The organism is Pseudomonas sp. B37(2017) (genome assembly GCF_002112885.1).
In the GTDB taxonomy this organism is placed as follows: domain Bacteria; phylum Pseudomonadota; class Gammaproteobacteria; order Pseudomonadales; family Pseudomonadaceae; genus Aquipseudomonas; species Aquipseudomonas paraglycinae.
On record NZ_NEIX01000011.1, the window covers coordinates 147,585 to 166,355 of the forward strand.

The window sequence follows — 18,771 nt, forward strand, 5'->3', positions numbered from 1 at the left end:
AATCAGAGCAGATTGTGCAAAACGAGTATGCGATGGCGCGCAGTTTACCCTAATTCGCACGCTGCTCCGTCGCTATGGCAGCCGGCTCGCTGACCACCGGCAGCTGCCGTGGGCGGCGCCACTGCGGCAGACCGATCAGCACCACCGCACCGATGATCACCAGCATCGCCAGCGCCTCTTCGATCCCGATGGTCTCGCCGACAAACACGATCCCCAGCAACACCGCCACCGCCGGGTTGACATAGGCATAACTGGTAGCCGCCGCCGGACGAACGTTTTTCAACAGGTACATGTAAGCGTTGAAAGCGATGATCGAGCCGAAGAAGATCAGGTACGCCAGCGCCAGCCAGCCTTCCAGCGGCGGCATGGCTTGCAGGTGTTCGCCGCTGGCCGCGCTGCCGATCAACAGCACCACGCCGCCCACCAGCATTTCCACGGCGCTGGCCATTGCGCCTTGAGGCAGCGGCAGGTGCTTGCTCCACACCGAACCGAATGCCCAACTCGCCGCCGCGAAAATCAGCAGCGCCGCGCCCAGCGGACTCGATTGCAGGTTGGAGCCCATGTTGAGCATGGCGATGCCGATAATCCCCATCGCCACCCCGGCCCACTCCAGACGGGTGTTGCGTGCGCCCCAGAAATAGCCGCAGAGCAAAGTGAACAGCGGCACCGTCGCCACCGCCAGCGCAGCGACACCCGAGGCCACGCCGCTGTGCTCGGCCAGGGTCACCGCGCCGTTGCCGAAACTGAGCAGCAGAATTCCGATGATCCCCGCCGCTTTCCACTGCGCCCAGGTCGGCGCCGGTGCCCCGCGCCAGCGCAGGAAGGCGTACATCAGAGTGCCGGCAATCACGAAGCGCACACCGCCGAGCATCAGCGGCGGCCAGTATTCGACGCCGATGCGGATCACCAGATAGGTCGACCCCCAAATCACGTACAACGCAAAAAACGCTGCGATCAAGGGCAAGGAAAAACGGCGCAAGGCAGACATGGGCAGCTCGAAAGTCAGACTCAGGGGATGGGTTATTCTAGAAAGGCCAACCGCTAAAAATAAGTTACAAAACCTGTTTATAGCGCCGGTACACTTTTGAAAACACGGAGATCGACGGCCAAAACCGCGATTTCGAAAGTCTGGCATTTTCAGGAGTCCGACCTTGGACAAATACGACCGCATGCTGCTCAGCGCCCTGCTCGAAAACGGTCGCGCGTCCTACGCCGACCTCGCCCGCAAAGTGAACCTCTCCGCCCCCGCCGTCGCCGAGCGCGTGGCCAAACTGGAGGCGGCCGGAGTCATCACCGGGTATCAGGCGAACATCGACCTGTCGAAAATCGGCTTGCCGATCCAGTGCGTGATCGAATTGCGCCTCCACCAGAACGGCAGTCAAAAGGTCTACGACGAACTGGTGAAAATTCCGCAACTGACCGAGTGCTTTCGAGTGACGGGCGATCCATGCGTGATCATGAAGGCCGCGGTGGGTTCGATGACCGAGCTGGAAGAGCTGATCAACCGGGTGGCAAAATTCGGGTTCAGCAAGACGTCGATCGTGTTGTCGAGCGCGATAGAGAAGCGGGTGCCGCTCGGCCACATCGAAGGCAACGGAAAGTAACCTTCCCGTCCCGCTCGTTCCCACGCTTTGCGTGGGAACGTTCATCGCGAGGGTCATCAGCCGTAGCTGTAGCCTTCTTGGCTCAAGAGGCTTGGCATGTCCCGCAAGCGAATCCACGGCTCATTGCGCCAATGCAACAGCTTCAAGGTCTGCCCCGCACATAGCATCAACTGCAGATGTGGGCGCGGACTGAAAGAAGACAACACATCCTCGTGCAGTAACGGCACTACCTCATGAGTCAGCCAACGGCGTAGATGGCGGTTTTCCGGAGAGTAGTGATAAACCAGCATTGCATAGACACCTGACTCGCTGAGCATCAGGGTTTCCTGAGTGCCATCAGGTCCCGAGAGGCAAATCGTACGTCGCTGATCCGAATCAAGCTTGAGCACCTGTCGGTCATTGATTTCCAACCCCATCAGACGACCAATACCTCGGGCGCAGAACCAGGCTTCGCCATGTACCAGAGCGGCTTGCAGCTGGATGTGATGGCGGATGAAGGTTTGGGGTTTTACGAGCGACTCACGGCTGAATGACGAGCCGGCGTTTTTTGGAGCGTTGGGAATTACTTTGATCATGGCAAATCACCTAACGAAAGTTGGAGCCGCCAGCATCACTTGCAGATGATGGGTGGCAGCTGTGCGCGGGTCTGCAAGACCGAGTCGTTAGGCAACCTCGGCAGACCCGAGGGTCTCCCGCACACAGCCACCATAAAATCGTTGGTCGCCAAAAGAGCGACGCGATTATAGGTGCACCGGTCAGTGCCTAACAAATTATCGGCGGGCTTGCAGTCCCGGTCGCTGAATTGGCAGCGACAAACAGAGGTTATCGGTGGGCTTGTTGGAGCTCAAGACAGATTATCCCTAACTTTCGGTAGGACACTTCGACAAACGCTACACACGGCTAAACAGCCTATTTACACGAGATTTCTGTGGCCTATGGACACCGCCAGATGCGACCGATAATGTCCTTCAAAAGGTCGATCTTCGGCGCTCGAAAAAACAAGAATTCAATAAAAAAGAGAGGAACTCAGCGATGACTTGGAAGGGAACCCTACGCTCGATGCAAGCGTCAGCGCGAAGAGCCGAACGAAATTCGAAACGACGCCAGCGTGAACTGGAAGTACGACAGAAAGAGTTCGCGAAAATGGAGGCTCGCGAGCAGGCTGCGCATGAAGTTGAAGTCTACGAAAACCACATTGAACTGTTGCTTTCAGTGCACAAGGACTGTGGTGAACAGATCAACTGGGGTGAGTTCGTTAGCCAACCGGCACCGATCAAACCCGTAGAGCTCAATACGCATGAAATCCATGCCAGAGAGAAACATTCCAGCTACAAACCGGGCTTCATTGTTCGCACTTTGAAACTGGAAGCCAGAAAGCGCAGAAAGCTTGAGGAAGCCATTCCCGCAGCAGTGGCCAAAGACACGCAGAAACTGGCTGAAGAATTGAAAGAGTGGGAAGCGCAGCATCGCGAATGGCAGGAAGACTACGATCTTGCGACGGGAGTGCTCGCCGGTAACGGCCAATCCAAGATTGATGCCGTCATGCAAGTGAACCCTTTCACAGATATCTCACATCTCGGCACCTCCATCACTTTCTCGGTTGGAGAAACCGGCATATTTGAATGCACGCTTTCGGTTCACGGTGAGAAAGTGATTCCCCAGGAGATCAAGTCACTGCTGCAGAGTGGGAAACTCTCCGTTAAAAAGATGCCGATCAGCAAGTTCAACGAGCTGCTGCAGGACTATGTGTGTAGCTGCGTTCTGCGAGTAGGCCAAGAGTTGCTCAGTATCCTTCCAGAGCGCATGGTGATCGTGACTGCCGTTGACTCACTTCTTAACTCCGCAACTGGCCATCTGGAGGATCAACCTATCCTCAGTGTCGCTATTTCTCGCGACATGCTGTTCAAACTCAACATGCAAAGCATCGACCCCTCAGACTCGATGAAGAACTTTGTGCACACCATGAACTTCAAGAAAACAACGGGGTTCATGCCGGTGAGCAAAGTCGACAGTCAACATTTTGCCAGTCTGGCCTGACGCAGAAAATTCGCAGCCTTTCGACAGCTCTTACTTGATAGTCGTCAAAGCAGGAGCCGTCTCAGGCTGCGGTCCCTGAAACCTGAAGTCAGCGATAGCGCTGAAGGTGCTCGCCGACTTTAGCGGCCGGGACTTTCTGCAACTTGCACAGCAGGTCATGCGATAGCTCCCGCACCCCATGCTTGTGCCGCAGCTCATCCGCCAGATGCGCCATCAGGTTGGCCGCCATCTCCGCATCCGCCATCGCCCTGTGCGCCTGGCCGGTATGCGGCAACTGGGCAAACGTGGTGAGCGTGCCGAGCTTGTGGTTCGGCGCCGCCGGCATCAGGCGGCGGGCCAATAGCAGTGAACAGGCGAAGTTCTGCAAACGGGTGCGTTTGATCCGGCCCAGTTCGAAGTCCCAGAACTTCTGGTCGAACGCGGCGTTGTGCGCCAGCAGCGGCGTGCAGCCGACGAATTCGTTGACTTCGTTCATCACCTGTTCGGCCGAAGGCGCGGCGCGCAGCATGGCGTTGCTGATGCCGGTGAGTTGTTCGATGAAGGCCGGGACGCGGACGCCGGCGTTCATCAGGCTCTGGTAACGCTCGACGATGCGGCCGTTTTCCAGCATGACCACGGCGATTTCCGTGGCCCGGCAACTGCTGCTCGGCGAAATGCCGGTGGTTTCAAAGTCGATGACTGCAATGCGTTCCAAACCGGGTTCAACTCCGTACAAATCAATTCTTGAGCAACGCTCAGTTTTTCAACAGCAGTGCGCCTTCGATCGGCACATAACGGCTGGCGGCGCGGATCAGCGAGTTGGCGGTCAGGCCGGGAACGCCGTAGGCCACCGCTTGCACGCCGTGTTTGTTGATGATGCGTTCGAGCAGCATGTCGAAATCACCATCACCGGAGGCCAGGACGATTTCGTCGACGTGGTCGGCGGCGTCCATGATGTCGAGGGTGATGCCCACGTCCCAGTCGCCCTTGGCCGAGCCGTCGCTGCGCTGGATGTAGGGTTTGAGTTTCACGGTGAAACCGAGGTTGCGCAGGATCTGCTGGAACTGCTGCTGTTTGCTGTCGCCCCGGTCGATCGCATAGGCGTAGGCCTCGACGATCTGCCCGTGCTGGCTGACATCCGCCCACAGCGCCGCGTAGTTGAAGTGGCAACCATAGGCCTGACGCACGGTGTAGTAGAGGTTCTGCACATCGGCGAACACTGCGATTTTTTTCACCGGAGTTCCTGTGAGCGCTGACGCGCATGAGCCGGATCAGGCACCAGGCCCGAAAAAGGCGCTCAGTATGCCAGCCCGAAGGAAGGTTCCGCGAATAATCGGCCCGGGGCGATCAGGCGCCCCGGACGAATGGTGAGTCAGACGAAGGAATCGTCGTCATCGAAGAACGACGAGTTGTCATCGCTGTAGTCGGTGTCGGTGAAGCCACCCTGATCATTACCGTAGGAGTCGTTGTTGGCCATGCGCTGGTCATCGCCCCAGCCGTTGTTGCTCTGGTCGTTGACCTGGGCCGGCTCTTCCTTGATGACTTCGACGATTTCTTCCGGCTGCTGGTTGTGATGGAACAGGCTGCTGATGCCTTGCGCCAGCATCACGCCACCGGCCACACCGGCCGCGGTTTTCAGGGCGCCGCCGAGGAAGCTGCTGCCCGCCGCCGGGGCCGCTTGTTGCTGGCCATAACCCGGTGGTGGCGCGCCGAAGTTCTGTTGCGGCGCAGGCGCACCGAAGTTCTGCTGCGGTGCCGGCTCACGCCAGCCGCCGGTGGAGGCCGGGGCGCTCTGGGTCGGTGCCGGGCGCGAGCTGCTGCCACCGAAGATGCTCGACAGGAAGCCACCACCGCTGGAGGCCGGCGGCGCGCTCTGGGCCTTGGCCGATTGCAGTTCGGCCTGCAATTGCTTGACCTGTTGAGTCAGTTGTTTGTTCTGTTCGTCGAGGCTCTTGAGGGCAGCCTCCTGCACCAGAATCGCCTGGGTCATGAAATAACCTGCGGCCGGCTGGCGCGTCAGGTGTTCCTTGATCCGCGCTTCAGCCAGTGCGTCGCGCGGGGCTGCCTCCGTTTCGGCCTGTTGCAGCCGGGAAAACAGTCCATCGATCAGGGTTTGTTCTTCGCTGTTCATGGCGACCTCGTAGATTGCCGGGGATAACGTTGCCCTCCTCCACGTCGGATGAGGCGCACCTCTGTAATGGAGGCAGCAACAGAATGTTTCAATGACCTTTACCGAACGTTTACGTTTGCGCAGCGAAACGGATCATCGGTTAAAGTGGGCCACTGTTTTTGACCTGCGATACCGACTGATGAATGCCTTCGATGTGCTGCGCGACTCCCTGTATTTCTTCAAACGCAATCTGGGCCGGATCGTCCAGTTGTGCCTGCCGCTGGTGATTTTCGAAGCCGTGCTGCAACAGGTGGTCGACCATGCCAGCGACCCGGACGGTTACTCGGCCATCAGCGTCATCGTCGGTTTGCTGGTCTATCCGCTGTACACCGCCGCGCTGATTCTGTTTCTCGATGCCCGCACCCGCGGCGAATCTCCGCAAACCCGCGATCTGCTGGCGATGGCCGCTCGCCTGTGGCCGCGGTTTGCCCTTCTGACTGCGCTGAACACGTTGCTGATTCTGCTCGGGCTTTCGCTGTATTTCCTGCCGGGCCTGTGGCTGATGGTCACTCTGGCCTTCGGTGAATACCTGCTGGTGCTGCGCGGTTACGGCCCGTTGCAGGCGATGAAGGAAAGCCTGCGCCTGAGCCGTGGGCATTTTTTGCGGATTCTGGTGTGCATCCTGTGTGTGATGGGGCCGTTGTGGCTGCTCAAGGGCCTGACCCTGCAGGTCTATCCCGATCCGCAGAATCCGCTGATCGCAGTGCTGATCGACAGTGGCCACAGCTTCCTGCAACTGTTCACCAGCGTGGTGCTGTTCCGCTTGTTCATGCTGATCAGCGAATTGCCCGACAAACGTGACGGAATAGTCTGACTGCGCCGCGCTTGGGCTGATGGATGGGTCTCGGGTATGCTCGGGACCACTTCCGTATCGCTATAAGCCGAGCCATGACCCGTCTACTGCGCTACATCCTGTTGCCCGTGCTGCTCGCCCTCGCCCTGATCGGCACGCTGATCTACAGCCTGACCTGGCGCCCCGACGCCCGGGAAACCCTGCCCGTCAGTTGCACCGGGCAACCGCCGACGCTGGTCCCCGGCCAGGCCTTGAAGGTCATGACCTGGAACGTGCAATACCTGGCCGGCAAGCGCTACGTGTTCTGGAATGACCTGGCGCAAGGCGATGACGAAGCCCCGACCCCGGAAGACATGGCGTTCAGCCTCGATGAAGTGGCGCGGGTGATTCGCGACGAACAGCCCGACGTGGTGCTGTTGCAGGAACTGGATGACGGCGCCAAGGCCAGCGACTATCAGAACCAGCTCAAGCTGTTGCAGGAACGCCTGACCGACCTCTACCCGTGCAGCGCCCACGCCTTTGACTGGAAGGCCGATTTCGTCCCGGATCCGCACATCTTCGGCAGCGTCGGCCGGCAACTCGCCACCCTCAGCCGCTACCGCATCGAACACGCCGAGCGCCTGCAATTGCCGGTGCAGCCGTCGAACATCATCAGCCGTCAGTTCCAGCCGAAAAACGCCCTGCTCGCCACCACCCTTCCGCTCAGCGATGGCGGGCAACTGGTGGTGCTCAACACCCATCTGGATCGCGCCACCCAGCCGGACGACACCTTGCAGGCACAGGTGACAGCGGTGGCCAAGGTCCTCGACAAACACGAAAGCCACGGCACGCCGTGGCTGATCGGTGGTGACTTCAACCTGTTGCCGCTCGGCCAGTACCGGCGCCTGCCCACCGAGCAGCGCACGCCGTACTCCGCCGACAGTGCGCTGCATGTGCTGTGGGACAAGTACCCGATGATCCCGACCAACAACGAAGCCAGTGGCATCGACCGCGCCAAGTGGCTTACCCACTACCCCAACGATCCCGGCCTCAACGGCCCGGACCGCACGGTCGATTACCTGTTCTACAGCCCGAAGATCAAACGGGTCGACGCCACGGTGCGACAGGACGATACGTTGCGCATCTCCGATCATCTGCCGGTGATTGCGCGGTTCCTCCTGCCGCCCAACTGACCTCAATGAGCTTCTTCGAGATCGTCGTGCAGCAGCCCGAAGATCTGCCGCTTCATGTCGATGAACGAGCGCTCCATCACCATGTCCAGCGTGCGTGGGCGCTCGATCGGCACGTCGAGAATCTGCTTGATCCGCCCAGGCCTGGCGCCCATCACATACACCCGGTCGCCGAGCAGGATCGCTTCGTCGATATCGTGGGTGACGAACAACACGGTCTTCTTGCTGTTGCCCCACACCCGTAACAACAGCTGCTGCATTTGCAGGCGGGTCTGGCTGTCGAGGGCGCCGAAAGGTTCGTCCATCAGCAGGATCTGCGGGTCGTTGGCCAATGCCCGGGCAATCGCCACCCGCTGCATCATCCCGCCGGACAACTGTTTGGCGTAGTTGTCGGCAAACCCGGACAGGCCGACTTCGTGGACATAGTGATCGACGATTTCCTTGCGCCGCGCCGCCGGCATGCCCCGACGCTTGAGGCCGAATTCAACGTTTTGCCGCACGGTCAGCCACGGAAACAGCGTGTAGCTCTGGAACACCATTCCGCGATCCGCGCCGGGGCCCTGCACTTGCTGGCCACCGACGTAGATTTCGCCGGAGGTCGGCTCGGCCAGGCCGGCGGTGAGGTACAGCAGGCTCGACTTGCCGCAGCCCGACGGCCCGACCAGCACCGCGAATTGCTGATCCGGCACTTCGAACGACACTTCTTCAAGCGCAGTGAATGTTCCGCCGCCGGGTTTGCTGTAACGCAGGCTGACCTTGTCCACCTGCAACCTAGGCGCGGCGTGTACCGGTGCGGCGACCGGCTCGATGAAACGACAGTTGGCAGCGGTTACTGAGCCCATGCGGCAATCCTCAAACGCAAGAAGCGGAACAGTTGATCGGTGACCAGGCCGAGCAGGCCGATGATCGCGATGGCGAGAAAAATCACATCGACCTGAAAGCCGCGCATGGCCTTGAGGCTCAAGTAACCGAGGCCACTCGAAGCGGCGACCAGTTCGGCGACCACCAGATAGGTCCAGGCCCAGCCCATGGTCACCCGCAAGGTGTCGAGCACGCCGGGCAACGACGCCGGGGCGATCACATGCAGCACCGCGTCACGCCGGTTGGAGCCGAGGGTGTAGGAGGCGTTGATTAGGTCCTTGGAAATGCCTTTGGAAACGTCGGCGATCATCACCAGTTGCTGGAAGAACACGCCGAAAATGATCACCGAGACACGTTGCTCCAGACCGATACCGATCCACAGGATGAACAGCGGCACGAACGAGGTCACCGGCAGGTAGCGGATGAAATTCACCAGCGGTTCGAGGAACGCCTGGACGATGCGGAAGCTGCCCATCAGCAAGCCCAGCGGCACCGCCACCAGCGACGACACAATGAAACCGACCATCACCACTTCAACACTGGCCCAGACATGCTGGCCGAGGGTGCCGTCGCGGCTCAGGCGCACGGCGGCTTCGACCACCGCGCCGGGCGTCGGCAGGAACATCCCCGGCACGATGCCGCCGTAGGACAACCCGGCCCACAGGCCGACCAGCAACACCCAGGCCAGACCGCTGGCGCTCCACACCACCGGCACCGGCAACCCGGTCTTCGGCGTGATACAGCGGCTCAGCCATGAATTGCGCTTGAACATGACCAGTCTCCTAGAGCGGGCTGACGAAACGGTTATCCACCAGATCGTCGTTGCTGACGTTGTAGGGCTTGCCCTGCAATTCGCTGGCGGTTTCGTTGGCCAGTTTGATCAGCGGTGCGCTGTCACCCGGCTTGCCCGGCGAGCCAAGGAGTTTTTCGCTCATGGCCTGATCGTAGAAGCGCACGCCTTGCGCGGCGGCGGCCAGTTCCTTCGGATCGGACAGGTAACCGCCGACACCCTTGGCCATGATTTCGTAGGCTTTCTGTGGATGGTCCTTGGTGAACTGCACGGCTTTGTAGAGACCGGCGACCAGCGCCTTGACGTCCTCCGGCTGCTTCTCGATCACCGTGCAGTTGAGCGCCACCACATCGACGATCACCCCCGGCGTACTGCTGCTATCGATCAGCACCTTGCCCTGCTGCTTGTCGCGCACCATCGACAGATGCGGCTCCCAGGTCACGGCGGCCGGCACGCGACCGGCGATGAACGCGGTGGCGGCGTCGTCGGCAGTCATGTTCTGCACGGTGATGTCGCTCATGCTCATGCCGTTCTTTTTCAGCAGGTACGACAGCCAGAACTGCGAGGTCGACCCTTCGTTGACGGCCACGGCCTGGCCCTTGAGTTCTTGCAGGCTCTTCACGTTTTTACCGACCAGCACGCCGTCGCCGCCATGGCTGTCATCCAGCGCGGCCACGGCCTTGAAGCAGAACTGCGGGCGGTACTTCAGCACTTCGTCGATGGTCGAGGCCGAGCCCGACAATTGCCCGGACGCCTGGGCGGCCATGTACATCGACGCTTCTTCGACCACCGGCAATTCGACGGTCAGGCCGTTTTCCTTGAAGTAGCCCAGATCCTGGGCCAGATACAGGGTGCCGTAACCGACCCACGTGGTGTGGCCGATCGACAAGGTGCCGGCCTGAGCGGCGGTGACGGAAAGGGCGGAAATCGCCAGAGGACATGCAAGACGGGAAAACAAGGACTTGTTCATGGAGCACTCCCAACGCTGTTGATTTAGTTGTCATGGGCAGTACGGCCAACCGTGGTGACGCGATTGCACGCTGCGGTCTCTGCTGGACTCTGGCGGGCAATGCCTTGGCTGGCGAAATCGATGTTGACCCAGGCTTGGCGTCAGGAAAACGAGGAAATAGTTAGACGCGAACGATGAAAAAACTGGGTAGTGCGCACCGCGAAAGAGCGTGTCGGGCGGGGGTGCCCGAGGTGGGTGCAAGACAGCAAAAACAGTGGTGAATCGACTGACGCAATCGCGAGCAGGCTCGCTCCCACGGGGACGGTATCGCTCACAAATTTTGTGTACGACGCTGGTCCACTGTGGGAGCGAGCCTGCTCGCGAAGGGGCCCTTGAGCCTTACGAATATCTCAGAGCCGGCCGTACTCCTGCGCCGTACGATCCAGCGCTTTCAACGTCTTGCCCACCAGCTCGTCAATCTCTTCACGACTGGCAATCAACGCCGGCGCCATGATCATTCGCCCTAGTGTCGAGCGAATGATCACCCCCTCTTCAAAACCAATCGTACGGCAGCGCCAGGCAATGTCGTTCTCATTGGCAAAGCGCTTGCGCGTAGCCTTGTCCTCGGCCAGTTGCAACGCCGCAACCATGCCCGTGCCCTGGATATCGCCCACCAGCGGGTGATTGCCAAACACCTCGCGCAGGCACTGTTGCAGGTACGGGCCGATGTCATCCTTGACCCGCGTCACCACGCCTTCATCGCGCAATGCCTTGAGGTTGGCAATCGCCACCGCTGCCGCCACCGGGTGCCCGGAATAGGTCAGGCCGTGGGCGAACACACCGCCCTGCTCCACTAGCACGTCGGCCATTTTCTTCGACAGGATCAGGCCGCCCATCGGGATGTATCCAGAGGTCAGGCCTTTGGCGATGGACAGGGTGTCCGGCTCGAAACCGAAGTATTCGTGAGCGAACCATTCGCCGGTGCGACCGAAGCCGCCGATCACTTCATCGGCACACAACAGCACGTCGTATTTGCGGCAGATGCGCTGGATTTCCGGCCAGTAGCTTTCCGGCGGAAAGATCATCCCGCCCGCGCCCTGGAAAGGTTCGGCGATGAACCCGGCGACCTTGTCGGCGCCCAGTTCGAGGATCTTCGCTTCCAGTTGCTGCGCCGCCCGCAGGCCGAATTCAGCCGGGGTCAGGTTGCCTTCGTGGGCGAAGAAGTACGGCTCGTCGATGTGCGCGATGTCGGGAATCATCCCGCCCATTTCGTGCATGAATTTCATGCCGCCGAGGGCCGTCGCCGCGAGGGTCGAACCGTGATAACCGTTCCAGCGGCCGATCATGATTTTCTTCTCGGGTTTGCCCAGCACCTGCCAGTAACGGCGCACGGTACGGATCAGCACCTCGTTGGCCTCGGAACCGGAGTTGGTGTAGATCGCGTGGCTGTAGTGCCCCGGCAGCAGGTTGAACAGCAGCTCGGAGAGCTCGATCACCTGCGGGTGGGTGGTGTGGAAAAACATGTTGTAGTACGGCAACTGCTCCAGTTGCCGGCTCGCCGCGGCGTTCAGATCCTTGCGCCCGTAACCGAGGTTGGTGCACCACAGCCCGGACATGCCGTCGAGGTAGCGTCGACCGTCGTTGTCCCACAGGTGCAGGCGGTCACCGCGCACCATCACCCGTGGGCCTTCGTCGTTGAGGGCCTTCTGGTCGACGAACGCATGAATGTGGTGCGCTGCATCGGCGGCCTGGTAGTCGCGGGTTTCACGTGAGGTGGTCATCGCCGGATCTCCTTTCTTGTTGTGAGCGGCTGTCATGAGCGCAGTTGAAACCAGGTGGTTTTCAACTGGGTGTATTTGTCGAACGAGTGCAGCGACAGATCGCGGCCGAAACCGGATTGCTTGCCACCGCCGAACGGCACGGTCACGTCCAGCGCATCGACGCTGTTGACCGACACCGTACCGGCTCGCAATTGCCGCGCCACCCGATGCGCGCGGTGCAGATCATCGGTCCACAGCGAGGCCGCCAGACCGTAGACGCTGTCGTTGGCCAGTTGCAAGGCGTGGGCCTCGTCATCGAACGGAATCACCGCCAGCACCGGGCCGAAGACTTCTTCGCGAAACAGGGTCATGTGCGGCTGCACGTCGGTGAAAATCGTTGGCTGAATGAAGTTGTCCGAGCCGTTGAAACTCAATTGATGGCCGCCACAGACGCGGGTCGCGCCTTCGCGTTCGGCCTGGTTGATGAAGCGCAGAATGCTTTCGGTCTGACGGGTGTCTACAATCGCCCCGGCGGCGCTTACCGGATCCAGCGGATCGCCCGGCTGCCAGTGTTCGGCTTGAGCCTTCAGCCGCTCGACGAACTCATCGTGAATCGAGCGCTCCACCAGCAATCGCGAATTGGCCGAGCAGACTTCGCCCTGATTGAAGAAGATCCCGAACGCGGCTTTCTGCGCCGCCAGATCCAGATCCTTGCAGTCGGCGAACACCAGGTTGGCGCTCTTGCCGCCACACTCCAGCCACACCTGCTTGAGGTTCGACTGCGCGGAATACTGCATGAAATATTTGCCGACCTGGGTCGAGCCGGTGAACACCAGGCAATCGACATCCGGGTGCAAGCCCAAGGCTTTGCCGGCCTGTTCGCCGAGCCCCGGCAGCACGTTCAGCACACCGGCCGGCAGCCCGGCTTCCAGCGCCAGCTCAGCCAGACGCAACGCGGAGAACGGCGATTGTTCGGCGGGTTTGAGAATGACCGAGTTGCCCGCCGCCAGCGCCGGCGCGAGTTTCCACGCGGCCATGTCCAACGGGAAATTCCAAGGCACCACCGCAGCGACCACGCCCAGCGCTTCGCGGGTGATGGTCGCCAGCACGTTCGAGGCGCTTGGCGCGACCTGATCGTAGAGCTTGTCGAGGCTTTCGGCGTACCAGCGGAACACCCCGGCGGCGCCCGGCACGTCGATGTTGTAAGCGTCCATCACCGGTTTGCCCATGTTCAGCGAATCGAGCAGCGCCAGTTCTTCGCGATTGGCCAGAATCAGATCCGCCAGCCGCAGCAGCACTTGCTTGCGTTCGGTCGGTGAACGCCCGGCCCAGGTGCCGGCCTCGAACACTTGCCGCGAATTTTTCACCGCCGCATCGACGTCTTCTTCACCACACGCAGCGACGTTTGCCAGCAACTGGCCGGTGGCCGGGTTGATCGCGGCAAAGGTCTGCCCCGACTGCGCCGCACGCAGTTTGCCGTCGATCACGGCCTGGTACGGATAGCTCAATTCAGCGGCCTTGCGCTGCCAGTCTGCAAGCTCGAACACGGTGGTTGCTCCTTGGACTTTTATTCTTTTGAGAACAGTGCGCAGAGATAGTCGCTCAGGCCCGTGCGGGCTAAAACCAGTAAAAATGTCTTCGCAGACAATAAAAAAGGTAACCAGCCGATGGCCCCTTCGCGCGCGTATGGGGCTATTGTTCAGGGACAAAAAAACCGCCGACAGAACGGAGGCCGGCGGCTTACAAATTGCTTGGATGTGAAATCCGTTCGCTTTGAGGTTCACCGTGGCCGCTTACAACCTGCGTCAGTTGAAATACTTCATCACCACCGTCGAATGCGGCAGCGTCGCCGAAGCGTCGCGCAAGCTGTACATCGCGCAACCGGCAATTTCCACGGCGATCAAGGGGCTGGAAGACAGCTTCGGCGTGCAACTGCTGATCCGCCATCACGCTCAGGGCGTGTCCCTGACACCGAGTGGCGCGCGGTTCTTCCGCAAGGCCCAGGAACTGCTGCGCATGGCCAAGGAGTTCGAACAGAACGCCCTCGCCGACAACGACGTGGTGGCCGGGCAGATCGATATCGGCTGTTTTGAAACGGTGGCACCGCTGTACCTGCCGCAGTTGATTGCCGGCTTCTCGGCGCTGTATCCCGGGGTGAAGATCCGCATCCGCGACGGCGAACAACAGGAACTGGTGCAAGGCCTGACTTCGGGCACCTTCGACCTGGCGATCCTTTACAAGCACGACCTCGACGCCACCATCGAAACCGAACCGCTGATGCCGGCCCAACGGCCTTACGCCCTGCTGCCGGCGGATCACCGCTTCGCCCAGCTCAAGCAGGTTTCGCTTCGAGACTTGTGCCTGGAACCGATGATCCTGCTCGACGTACAACCGAGCCGCACCTACTTCGTCAGCCTGTTCGAAGAACTCGGCCTGTCGCCACGCATCGAGTTCAGCTCGCCGTCGATCGAAATGGTGCGCGGCATGGTCGGCCAGGGTTTCGGCTTCTCGATCCTGGTCACCCGCCCGCATTCGGAATGCACCTACGACGGCAAGAAAGTCGTGTGCGTGGACATCGTCGAAGACGTCACCGGCTCAGGCCTGGTGGCCGCGTGGCTCAAACGCGGACAACTGACCAAACCGGCGCAGTTGTTTGCCGATTATTGCCGGGAGCAGTTGACGGCCAAGGCCAGCCGATGAAAATCAAAAGATCGCAGGCTGCGATCTTTTGATACCCAGATTTATAAACCTCAGGCTTTCGCCGGAAAGCCGATGCCAGTCCCCAAAAAACCTATTGATCGTTATCCGTGCCGAGTTGAGGGTCAATTTCAACGAAGTTCCGACGCAAGTAACCTTCCATGGCAATGTCTTCAATCGCCCACTCACCATGCCCGAGGTTGCCGACCAGGTCCCGGCGTTGCAGGCGCTTCAAGGCAGTCTGAACCGTCGCCGCGCTGGGCACGTGGCCACCGGGCATCTCGCTGCCAATCCACTCGCGTCCTTCGGTAGAAAAAATGGGAAGGCCCCTCACCAGCCCGATAAGTACGGTGAAATCCAGAGGAGCCATCTCCAGAATCAGGTTCTCGAAGTTGCCTTCGTCCGTCCTGGTGCTCCAGGCTCGATGGTCTGCATCTCGCACGCTGAGCCCCTCAGTCAGACACAGCAGAAATACATCGCGAATGTACTTGGGCATGTATCCCCGGGCAGCAAAACGCTCGAAAGCGGCGTTTACCTCCCACTCCCTTCCGGTGATTTCCTGAAACCGCTGACCCAGATGCTGGACAAATTCCAGGCCAAGATTAGGAAACTGGATCTCGTGGCTGAACTGATAGAACGGTGCTTTGGTACGACGAAACATTCGATGCAGGCCATCCTTGGAGGACCCTGTAAACACTGCAAAGACTTCACCGTGCGCATGCTGCAGTAGCGAACGGAGCGTAGCAGTCAAGTCTTCGAATTCCTTCCGGCTCGCCAGATGCTGGACCTCGTCGATGATCAGCAGCGCCTTGCCGTTACCGAGTATCCGGAAGCGCTCGAAGAGCTCGATCAGGTTCAGTCCGCCTTCCTTCGCCAGCTCGGCCTTCACTGTTACGCCGTCGGTACTGGCGCCGGCCTCCACCGACTGAACCAGAGAACCCGGTCGCATGAGCTTCAGCCAGTTGCGTCGCAAGAGCCCTGCGCCGTGGATGGCCTCATACAACGCACCCGCGATCACCCGCTCAGGATGAGCCTTGTCAAACCACAGGTCTGCTGTTGCAACAATAAAGCCGTGTGCCTTGGCAATCGGGATCAGGTCGTTGATCAGAAAGGTGGTTTTGCCCTTGCGCCGAGGCGCGAATATCGTCGCGGCGTTTTGCAGGCGTGACTCGAAAGTGACCAGGATTCCCCCAGCCAGATGGGTGCGAGGGAAGAGCAGCGAGTCCTTGGTTTCCGGGGACTTTATGAGCCTTTATGTCAAAATTCATAATTTATGAATAAAAAAATAATTACGCATAATCGAGAAAGATGGGATTCGTACCTGAATGCCGTCTGTCACGTACCGCGCGGTTTGGCTCGTGCGGTAGCTTCAGCCACCAGCGGGTCATCCGGCCAATAATGCTTCGGATACCGTCCCTTCAGATCTTTCTTCACTTCGGCATACGTGCTGCGCCAGAAGTTGGCCAGATCCTGCGTCACCTGCACCGGCCGCCGTGCGGGCGAGAGCAGGTGCAGCTTGACCACTTGCCGGCCGCCGGCGATGCGTGGTGTGTCGGCGAGGCCGAACAGCTCCTGCAAGCGCACGGCGAGAATCGGTGGTTGCTCGCTGTAGTCGAGGCGAATCGACGAGCCTGACGGCACGCTCAGGTGATGCGGTGCCTGTTCATCGAGCTGTTGCGGCAGTGGCCATGGCAGCAGGTTGCGCACGATGCTCGACAGGTCGAGGTTGGCGAAATGGCTGAGCCGCGAGACTTTGCCCAGATACGGCATCAGCCAGTCTTCGAGGGTTTTCAGCAGCGTGGCGTCGCTGACGTCCGGCCATTGGCTGTCGCCCTTGGCGTCCAGGTCGAGCTGGCGCAGCAAGGCGACTCGCGCCTGCCACTGGCGCAGCTCCGGAGTCCACGGCAGTAGCTCCAGACCTTTGCGCCGCACCAGATTGACCAGTGCCTGACTGCGGGCGTTTTCGTCGAGACCGGTCAGCGGCTCGCGGCTGAGGATCAGTTCGCCGACCTTGCGTTGACGCTCGGCGCGCAGCACGCCTTCGCGTTCATCCCAGTCCAGTTGATCGACGTTGTGCACTTGTTCGGCCAGCACCGAATCGAACAGCGCCGGATCGAAATCCGCCGCCAGATAAATCCGCTCTTCGCGTTGCCCCTGACGGCTGCCGAGGTCGGCGATGACGATCCACGGTTCCTTCATCAGGCTGTCGGCTTCGGCGAACAGCGCCGCACGGCCGTTGGCCAATCGATATTCGGCACCACCAGCCCGCCGCTGCTGGGCCACGCGATCCGGGTAGGCCAGTGCCAGCAAGGCGCCGAGCCAGCGCGGGTGATCCGGGTCGGCGACCGGCTCGCTCGCCTTGCCGCGCAGGTAACCGCGATATTGCCGCGCCAGTTGCCGGGCGCGCTGCACGCCGCCCTGGGCACCCCGCGCCGCGCGTTCTTCGCCGGACAGCAGCACCAGACGGCTGTGCAGATCCGCCCCGGCGCCGCGCAAAATATCGCGCTCACCGAGCAACGCGGCGACGTCGCACGCCATGCTCGCCAGCCCCAGCGCCTGACCGCGCAACAGCAAATGAGCGATGCGCGGATGGGCCGGCAATTCGGCCATGGCTTGACCGTGGCGATTGAGGGTTTCACCGTCCAGCGCACCGAGGCGCTGCAACAGATCCTGAGCCTGTGCATAAGCGGCTACCGGCGGCACATCCAGCCAGATCAGATCACTCGGCGCCACGCCCCAGCGTCCGAGCTGCAAGGCCAACCCGGCGAGATCAGCCGAGAGAATTTCCGCACTGCCATAAGCCGCGAGTTGTTCGTGCTGATCCTGCGACCAAAGGCGATAACACACGCCCGGTTCCAGACGCCCTGCCCGGCCCGCTCGCTGGGTGGCACTGGCTTTGGAGATACGTTGAGTGTCGAGGCGAGTCATGCCGCTGCCCGGGTCGAAACGCGGCACACGCGCCAGCCCGGCGTCGATTACCACGTGCACACCGTTGATGGTCAGGCTGGTCTCGGCGATGTTGGTGGCCAGCACCACTTTGCGCTGGCCGGCCGGAGCCGGGTCGATGGCGGCGCGTTGGGCATTCAGGTCGAGTTCGCCGTGCAGCGGGCAGAGCAAGACGTCGCTGCGCTCGCCGATGGCGTCCGCCAATTGCTGATGGACACGCCGGATTTCCGCCTGCCCCGGCAGAAACACCAACAGGCTGCCGGTTTCATCGTGCAGCGCTTCGAGCACCGTTTGCGTGACGCGTTGATCGATGTATTCGCCGGGCTGGAATGGCCGGCCCCAGCGCATCGTCACCGGGAACATCCGGCCCTCGCTGCGCAGGATCGGTGCGTCGTCGAGCAAGCCGGCCAGACGTTCGCCTTCAAGGGTGGCGGACATCAGCAGAATCTTCAGCGGTTGTTCAGCTCGAAACAGCTCGCGACCGTTCAGACTGAGGGCCAGCGCCAGATCGGCGTCGAGACTGCGTTCGTGAAATTCGTCGAAGATCAGCAGACCCACGCCGTCCAGCGCCGGGTCGTCCTGCAGACGCCGGGTGAGGATGCCTTCGGTGACCACTTCGATGCGGGTATTGGGACCGACCTTGCTGTCGAGGCGAATGCGATAACCGACGGTTTCACCGACCTTCTCGCCCAGCTCGCTGGCCAGCCGTTCCGCCGCTGCGCGCGCGGCCAGTCGACGCGGTTCGAGCATGAGAATGGTCTGACCGTTCAGCCACGCTTCATTGAGCAGGGCCAAGGGCACGCGGGTGGTTTTACCGGCGCCGGGCGGTGCTTCGAGCACGGCTTCGTGGCGTGTCGCGAGGGCTTCACGCAGGGCGGGTAAAACGTCATCGATCGGCAAAGAAATCATGCTGGCTCCCAAACAGAGCGGCGAGTATAACGGCGAACTGCTGAGCGTTCGTCAGGGTCTTAACTTCACACGATGACGCTTCGTTAACAGATGACTCAGGAGATTCC

17 protein-coding genes are annotated in these 18,771 nt (G+C 60.7%); 5 read left to right on the top strand and 12 right to left on the bottom strand.

Annotated elements, in window-relative coordinates:
• Nucleotides 1-49: 49 nt before the first annotated feature.
• On the bottom strand, nucleotides 50-988 hold the full coding sequence (gene yedA, locus CAF90_RS24145; RefSeq protein ID WP_085608738.1) for a drug/metabolite exporter YedA: 939 nt from the start codon (nucleotides 986-988) through the stop codon (nucleotides 50-52).
• Between the two features lie 163 nt (nucleotides 989-1,151).
• Here yedA and CAF90_RS24150 point away from each other — a divergent pair, with 163 nt between their 5' ends.
• Nucleotides 1,152-1,604 (top strand): Lrp/AsnC family transcriptional regulator, encoded by a 453-nt coding sequence (locus CAF90_RS24150; protein ID WP_007958738.1) that lies wholly within the window; start codon nucleotides 1,152-1,154, stop codon nucleotides 1,602-1,604.
• Nucleotides 1,605-1,660: 56 nt separating this feature from the next.
• Here CAF90_RS24150 and CAF90_RS24155 read toward each other — a convergent pair whose 3' ends face one another.
• Nucleotides 1,661-2,179, bottom strand: a complete 519-nt coding sequence (locus CAF90_RS24155) for a Bro-N domain-containing protein (protein ID WP_007958735.1) — start codon at nucleotides 2,177-2,179, stop codon at nucleotides 1,661-1,663.
• Nucleotides 2,180-2,636: 457 nt separating this feature from the next.
• On the opposite strand from CAF90_RS24155, the gene CAF90_RS24160 reads away from it, so the two are divergent.
• A complete protein-coding gene (locus CAF90_RS24160) occupies nucleotides 2,637-3,641 on the top strand; it encodes a hypothetical protein (protein WP_085608739.1) in 1,005 nt (334 codons plus the stop codon).
• An 88-nt stretch (nucleotides 3,642-3,729) separates the two neighbouring features.
• Here the strand turns inward: CAF90_RS24160 and CAF90_RS24165 are convergent, their stop codons facing one another.
• From CAF90_RS24165 to CAF90_RS24175, 3 genes are all read right to left on the bottom strand, one after another.
• Nucleotides 3,730-4,335 carry a PolC-type DNA polymerase III gene (locus tag CAF90_RS24165; RefSeq protein ID WP_007958732.1) on the bottom strand — a complete coding sequence of 202 codons (606 nt, stop codon included), beginning with the start codon at nucleotides 4,333-4,335 and terminating at the stop codon, nucleotides 3,730-3,732.
• A 40-nt stretch (nucleotides 4,336-4,375) separates the two neighbouring features.
• A complete protein-coding gene (locus tag CAF90_RS24170) occupies nucleotides 4,376-4,855 on the bottom strand; it encodes an NYN domain-containing protein (protein WP_007958730.1) in 480 nt (159 codons plus the stop codon).
• 137 nt (nucleotides 4,856-4,992) lie between these two features.
• The gene (locus CAF90_RS24175; protein WP_085608740.1) at nucleotides 4,993-5,751 is read right to left on the bottom strand and encodes a DUF2076 domain-containing protein; all 759 of its coding nucleotides are present in this window, start codon (nucleotides 5,749-5,751) and stop codon (nucleotides 4,993-4,995) included.
• A 178-nt stretch (nucleotides 5,752-5,929) separates the two neighbouring features.
• On the opposite strand from CAF90_RS24175, the gene CAF90_RS24180 reads away from it, so the two are divergent.
• Together CAF90_RS24180 and CAF90_RS24185 are read left to right on the top strand one after the other, a co-directional pair.
• Nucleotides 5,930-6,604, top strand: a complete 675-nt coding sequence (locus tag CAF90_RS24180; protein WP_007958726.1) for a YciC family protein — start codon at nucleotides 5,930-5,932, stop codon at nucleotides 6,602-6,604.
• 74 nt (nucleotides 6,605-6,678) lie between these two features.
• On the top strand, nucleotides 6,679-7,755 hold the full coding sequence (locus tag CAF90_RS24185; RefSeq protein WP_085608741.1) for an endonuclease/exonuclease/phosphatase family protein: 1,077 nt from the start codon (nucleotides 6,679-6,681) through the stop codon (nucleotides 7,753-7,755).
• 2 nt (nucleotides 7,756-7,757) lie between these two features.
• On the opposite strand, the gene CAF90_RS24190 is transcribed toward CAF90_RS24185, so the two are convergent.
• The 5 genes from CAF90_RS24190 to CAF90_RS24210 all read right to left on the bottom strand — a co-directional run bounded on the left by CAF90_RS24190 (nucleotide 7,758) and on the right by CAF90_RS24210 (nucleotide 13,659).
• Nucleotides 7,758-8,594 carry an ABC transporter ATP-binding protein gene (locus CAF90_RS24190; protein WP_085608742.1) on the bottom strand — a complete coding sequence of 279 codons (837 nt, stop codon included), beginning with the start codon at nucleotides 8,592-8,594 and terminating at the stop codon, nucleotides 7,758-7,760.
• Complete coding sequence (locus CAF90_RS24195; RefSeq protein WP_007958721.1) at nucleotides 8,582-9,385, bottom strand: ABC transporter permease; 804 nt, start codon at nucleotides 9,383-9,385, stop codon at nucleotides 8,582-8,584. Before CAF90_RS24195 ends, CAF90_RS24190 begins: the two co-directional genes overlap by 13 nt.
• 10 nt (nucleotides 9,386-9,395) lie before the next feature.
• A complete protein-coding gene (locus CAF90_RS24200; RefSeq protein ID WP_085608743.1) occupies nucleotides 9,396-10,373 on the bottom strand; it encodes an ABC transporter substrate-binding protein in 978 nt (325 codons plus the stop codon).
• A gap of 389 nt (nucleotides 10,374-10,762) precedes the next feature.
• Nucleotides 10,763-12,133, bottom strand: a complete 1,371-nt coding sequence (locus CAF90_RS24205; protein WP_085608744.1) for an aspartate aminotransferase family protein — start codon at nucleotides 12,131-12,133, stop codon at nucleotides 10,763-10,765.
• A gap of 32 nt (nucleotides 12,134-12,165) precedes the next feature.
• On the bottom strand, nucleotides 12,166-13,659 hold the full coding sequence (locus CAF90_RS24210; protein WP_085608745.1) for an aldehyde dehydrogenase: 1,494 nt from the start codon (nucleotides 13,657-13,659) through the stop codon (nucleotides 12,166-12,168).
• A gap of 238 nt (nucleotides 13,660-13,897) precedes the next feature.
• On the opposite strand from CAF90_RS24210, the gene CAF90_RS24215 reads away from it, so the two are divergent.
• Nucleotides 13,898-14,812, top strand: a complete 915-nt coding sequence (locus CAF90_RS24215) for a LysR family transcriptional regulator (RefSeq protein WP_007958716.1) — start codon at nucleotides 13,898-13,900, stop codon at nucleotides 14,810-14,812.
• 91 nt (nucleotides 14,813-14,903) lie between these two features.
• Here the strand turns inward: CAF90_RS24215 and CAF90_RS24220 are convergent, their stop codons facing one another.
• Together CAF90_RS24220 and hrpB are read right to left on the bottom strand one after the other, a co-directional pair.
• Entirely contained in the window at nucleotides 14,904-15,782 is an 879-nt protein-coding gene (locus tag CAF90_RS24220) for a hypothetical protein (protein ID WP_256578512.1), read from the bottom strand.
• 362 nt (nucleotides 15,783-16,144) lie between these two features.
• The gene (hrpB, locus tag CAF90_RS24225) at nucleotides 16,145-18,664 is read right to left on the bottom strand and encodes an ATP-dependent helicase HrpB (RefSeq protein WP_085608747.1); all 2,520 of its coding nucleotides are present in this window, start codon (nucleotides 18,662-18,664) and stop codon (nucleotides 16,145-16,147) included.
• Nucleotides 18,665-18,771 lie beyond the last annotated feature (107 nt).

Coding starts and splice junctions, on each gene's coding strand:
- yedA (WP_085608738.1), bottom strand. CDS start 988: ATGTCTGCCTTGCGCCGTTTTTCCTTGCCCTTGATCGCAGCGTTTTTT.
- CAF90_RS24200 (WP_085608743.1), bottom strand. CDS start 10,373: ATGAACAAGTCCTTGTTTTCCCGTCTTGCATGTCCTCTGGCGATTTCC.
- CAF90_RS24195 (WP_007958721.1), bottom strand. CDS start 9,385: ATGTTCAAGCGCAATTCATGGCTGAGCCGCTGTATCACGCCGAAGACC.
- CAF90_RS24205 (WP_085608744.1), bottom strand. CDS start 12,133: ATGACCACCTCACGTGAAACCCGCGACTACCAGGCCGCCGATGCAGCG.
- hrpB (WP_085608747.1), bottom strand. CDS start 18,664: ATGATTTCTTTGCCGATCGATGACGTTTTACCCGCCCTGCGTGAAGCC.
- CAF90_RS24180 (WP_007958726.1), top strand. CDS start 5,930: ATGAATGCCTTCGATGTGCTGCGCGACTCCCTGTATTTCTTCAAACGC.
- CAF90_RS24175 (WP_085608740.1), bottom strand. CDS start 5,751: ATGAACAGCGAAGAACAAACCCTGATCGATGGACTGTTTTCCCGGCTG.
- CAF90_RS24160 (WP_085608739.1), top strand. CDS start 2,637: ATGACTTGGAAGGGAACCCTACGCTCGATGCAAGCGTCAGCGCGAAGA.
- CAF90_RS24190 (WP_085608742.1), bottom strand. CDS start 8,594: ATGGGCTCAGTAACCGCTGCCAACTGTCGTTTCATCGAGCCGGTCGCC.
- CAF90_RS24185 (WP_085608741.1), top strand. CDS start 6,679: ATGACCCGTCTACTGCGCTACATCCTGTTGCCCGTGCTGCTCGCCCTC.
- CAF90_RS24155 (WP_007958735.1), bottom strand. CDS start 2,179: ATGATCAAAGTAATTCCCAACGCTCCAAAAAACGCCGGCTCGTCATTC.